Source organism: uncultured Campylobacter sp. (assembly GCF_938030815.1).
In the GTDB taxonomy this organism is placed as follows: Bacteria; Campylobacterota; Campylobacteria; order Campylobacterales; family Campylobacteraceae; genus Campylobacter_B.
In genome coordinates this window covers 1-4,131 of sequence record NZ_CALHII010000182.1, presented here as the reverse complement: position 1 = coordinate 4,131, position 4,131 = coordinate 1, and the positions used below count along the sequence as shown (strand labels likewise).

At 51.8% G+C, this 4,131-nt stretch carries 3 protein-coding genes; all 3 read left to right on the top strand.

The window, feature by feature from the left end; genetic code table 11:
• A partial coding sequence (locus tag Q0277_RS06935; RefSeq protein ID WP_297996785.1) for a valine--tRNA ligase occupies window positions 1–1,973 on the top strand: 1,973 nt, incomplete at its 5' end.
• 246 nt (window positions 1,974–2,219) lie between these two features.
• Window positions 2,220–3,206 (top strand): diaminopimelate dehydrogenase, encoded by a 987-nt coding sequence (locus Q0277_RS06930; RefSeq protein WP_297996783.1) that lies wholly within the window; start codon window positions 2,220–2,222, stop codon window positions 3,204–3,206.
• Window positions 3,207–3,250: 44 nt separating this feature from the next.
• Window positions 3,251–4,131, top strand: an 881-nt coding sequence (locus Q0277_RS06925; protein WP_297996782.1) for a methionine ABC transporter ATP-binding protein, incomplete at its 3' end; no start/stop codon positions are given.

The following is a 4,131-nucleotide window of genomic DNA, read 5'->3' as shown; positions in this document are numbered from 1 at the left end:
TCGTGGCTACTACACGCCCTGAGACCTACTTCGGCGACACCGCCGTAATGGTAAATCCCGCGGACGAACGCTATAAAAATTTAATCGGCAAAAAAGTCGTGCTGCCGCTAATCGGCCGCGAGATAGAGATCATCGCCGACGAATACGTCGATATGAGCTTCGGAACGGGCGCCGTGAAGGTCACGCCCGCGCACGATACCAACGACTACGAGGTTGGCAAGCGCCACGAGCTGGGCTTTATCACCGTTTTTGACGAAAAAGGAATTTTAAACGAGCAGTGCGGTAAATTTCAAGGTCTAGAGCGACTTGCTGCGCGCGATCAGATCGTAGCGGAGCTTGAGAGGCTGGGCTTTATCGAAAAAATCGAGGATTACGAAAATCAAGTCGGCTATTGCTACCGCTGCAAAAACGTCGTCGAGCCGTACATCTCGCAGCAGTGGTTCGTGCGCGCGGATATCGCAAAAGAAGCAATTATAAAAGTAAATTCCGGCGAGGCGGAATTTTTCCCGAAGCACTGGATTAATAGCTTCAACGCCTGGATGCGCGAGCTGAAAGACTGGTGCATCAGTCGCCAGCTGTGGTGGGGGCATAGAATTCCCGTGTTTTACTGCGACTGCGGCCATCAGTGGGCGGATGAGCGAGAGAGCCCCGATGCCTGCCCGAAATGCGGCGGTAAAAATTTTACTCAAGATCCCGACGTGCTCGATACGTGGTTTTCAAGCGGTCTTTGGCCGATCAGCACGCTTGGATGGGGCAACGGCGAGGCGCTGAAAAACGAAAAGTGGTTTGAGGAGGATTTGAGCGAATTTTATCCGAATACCATGCTGATTACGGGCTTTGACATTTTGTTTTTCTGGGTCGCGCGTATGATGTTTCAGTGCCAAAACGCCATGGGCGAGCTGCCGTTTCGCGACATCTACCTGCATGCTCTGGTTAAGGACAAAGACGGCAAAAAGATGAGCAAATCGAGCAAAAACGTAGTCGATCCGCTGCTAAAAATAGACGAATTTAGCGCCGATATTTTGCGCTTTACGCTTACGATTTTGTGCGTGCAGGGGCGCGATCTGCGCCTTAGCGACGATAAGCTTTTGATTTACAGAAATTTTACGAACAAGCTTTATAACGCGAGCAAATTTTTGCTTTTAAACGCCTCTAAATTTGACGATTTAGACGCGGCGCGGATCAAAACGAGCCTCGGCAAATATATGCTTTCGCGCTTTAACTGCTGCGTGGGCGCGGTGCGGGAAAATTTAGACGAATACCGCTTCAACGACGCTGCGACTGAGCTTTATAAGTTTTTTTGGGACGAGTTTTGCGACTGGGGCATTGAGCTTAGCAAGGCGGACAAGGCCGCGATAGGCGAGCTAGGGATGATTTTTAAAGAAGCGATGAAGCTACTAAGCCCGTTTATGCCGTTTCTAAGCGAGTATCTGTATCAGGAGCTAAGCGGCACGAAGCTACAAGACGCGCGCTCCATCATGGTGATGCGATACCCGCAGCCTGGCGAGCGCGACGAGCGGATCGAGGAGCTATTTTCGCTTCTCATCGAAGCGATCGTTAGCATTCGCCGCGCAAAGGCGACGATCGAGCTCGGCAATGCGCGCGTAGCCAAAGCCTACGTCAAATCCGCAGTCGATCTAAGCGCTGCTGCGGACTACATCAAAACGCTTGCCAAGGTCGATGAAGTGGAATTTACGCAGCAAAACATCGCAAATTCCGCCCGCGACGTGAGCGAGAATTTAGAAAGCTTCGTGCCGCTTGAGGGGGTCGATCTTAGCGGCGTGATTTCGCGTCTTAACGCGCAAAAAGCAAAGCTGCAAAAAGAGATCGAAAAGCTCTCTGCAATGCTTGGCAATGAAAAATTTATCTCCTCCGCCCCGCAAGCCGTGGTCGAAGCCAACCGCGAAGGACTGCAAAGCGCGCAGGAGAAATTCGCCAAAGTACGCGACGAGCTAAAGGCGTTTGGCGAGTAGCCCGCTCGTTTGAGCCAAAATTTTAAATTAAGGAGAAAAATATGTCAAAGGGTAGTATCGGTGGATTTACTTTAGGCACGGTCATAGCCGTCGCACTATCATGGGGAGTCAATAAAAGCATAATGTGGGCGATAATTCACGGATTTTTAAGTTGGTTATATGTGATTTATTATTTCCTACTGAGGTAAAATTTCATCGGCGGCGCGCCGTTTTACGCGCTAAATCTTAAAATCTGAAGGATAAAAAATGAGCGAAAAAATAAAAATAGCGGTTTTAGGATATGGAAATTTAGGTCGCGGCGTAGAGCTTGTCGCGCGAAATAGCAAGGATTTAGAGCTTTCGGCTGTATTTTCTCGCCGCGAGCCGCGCAGCGTGCAAACATACGGCGCGCCGGTGTTTAGCGCGGATGAAATTTTAGCGCACAAGGGCAAATTTGACGTTTTGGTGCTTTGCGGTGGCAGCGCGACGGATCTACCGACGCAGACGCCAGAATTTGCACAAAATTTTAACGTCGTCGATAGCTTCGATACGCATGCAAAAATACCTGGGCACTTCGCCGCGGTAGACGCCGCCGCCAAAGCGGGCGGAAACGTGGGTATCATCGCCGTAGGCTGGGATCCGGGTCTGTTTTCGCTAAATAGACTGTTTGGCGAGAGTGTGCTACAAAACGGCAGCAGCTATACATTTTGGGGTAAAGGCGTGAGCCAGGGCCACTCAGACGCTATCCGCAGGATCGAGGGCGTCGTGGACGCACGCCAATACACCGTACCGATAGATAGCGCTCTAGAGCGAGTCCGCGCAGGCGAAAATCCAAATTTATCTACGAGAGAAAAACACCTGCGCGAGTGCTACGTCGTAGCCGAAGAGGGTGCCGATAAAGCGCGCATCGAGCGTGAGATAAAAACGATGCCGAATTACTTCGCCGACTATGACACGAGCGTGCATTTCGTAGATCTTGCGACGCTTAAAAAAGAGCACGGCGGCATCCCTCACGGAGGCTTCGTCTTGCGAAGCGGAGCAACCGGCGAGCGCGGCGAAAATAAGCATCTGATCGAGTTTTCGCTAAAGCTTGATTCAAATCCCGAATTTACCGCTAGCGTGCTCGTAGCCTATGCCCGTGCGGCGTACCGCCTAGCAAAAAAGGGCGAGCGCGGCGCGTTTAGCGTATTTGACATCGCTCCGGCGCTTCTTTCGCCAAAGAGCGCAGATGAGCTAAGGCGCGAAATTTTATAAATTTCTGGGGGCGTTTCAGCGGAATTATGAACGAGGAAATCTGAGTGATAAAGATAGAAAATTTAAAGAAATTTTACGGCAAAACCTGCGTGATCGACGATGTGAGCCTGGAGGTGAAACAGGGCGAAATTTTTGCTATCGTCGGTCGCAGCGGTGCGGGTAAAAGCACTCTGCTGCGCTGCATAAACGGCCTTGAGGACTATCAAGAAGGAAGCCTCAAGGTAGAGGGCAGGGAGGTAAGAGAGCTAAGTGCCGCACAGATTCGCGAGCTGCGCAAAAATATCGGTATGATTTTTCAACACTTCGCGCTGATGAGCCGCCGCAGCGTCGCGCAAAACGTCGCCACGCCGTTAGAATTTTGGGGATATTCAAAGGATCACACGAAGCGCCGCGTAGCCGAACTTTTAGAGCTCGTGGGGCTTGCGGATAAAGCAAACGCCTATCCTAGCGAGCTTAGCGGCGGACAGAAGCAGCGCGTGGCGATTGCGCGCGCGCTTGCATTAAGCCCTAAAATTTTGCTTTCCGACGAGGCGACCTCGGCGCTTGATCCCAATACTACCGCGCAAATTTTATCGCTTCTGCGCCGCATCAATCGCGAGCTAGGTATCACGATCGTGCTCGTTACGCACGAGATGGAGGTCGTAAAAGGCATCGCGCAGCGTGCGATCCTGCTTAAGGGCGGGCGCGTGAGCAACTCGGGCGATATCGTCTCGCTGTTTCTGCACCCGGATGAGAATATGAAGGAGTTTTTGGGCGAGGAGGAGGTGCTTCCCGCAAGCGGCGTGAATATCAGGCTCTTTTTCCCGCCCGCGGTCGCGTTTGACAGCGTGATCACGCACATGGCGCGCGCTTTGGAGATAAATTTTAACATCGTCTGGGGCAAGCTCGAGCGCCTCGATAAAAACGTCGTCGGAAGCCTCGTGAT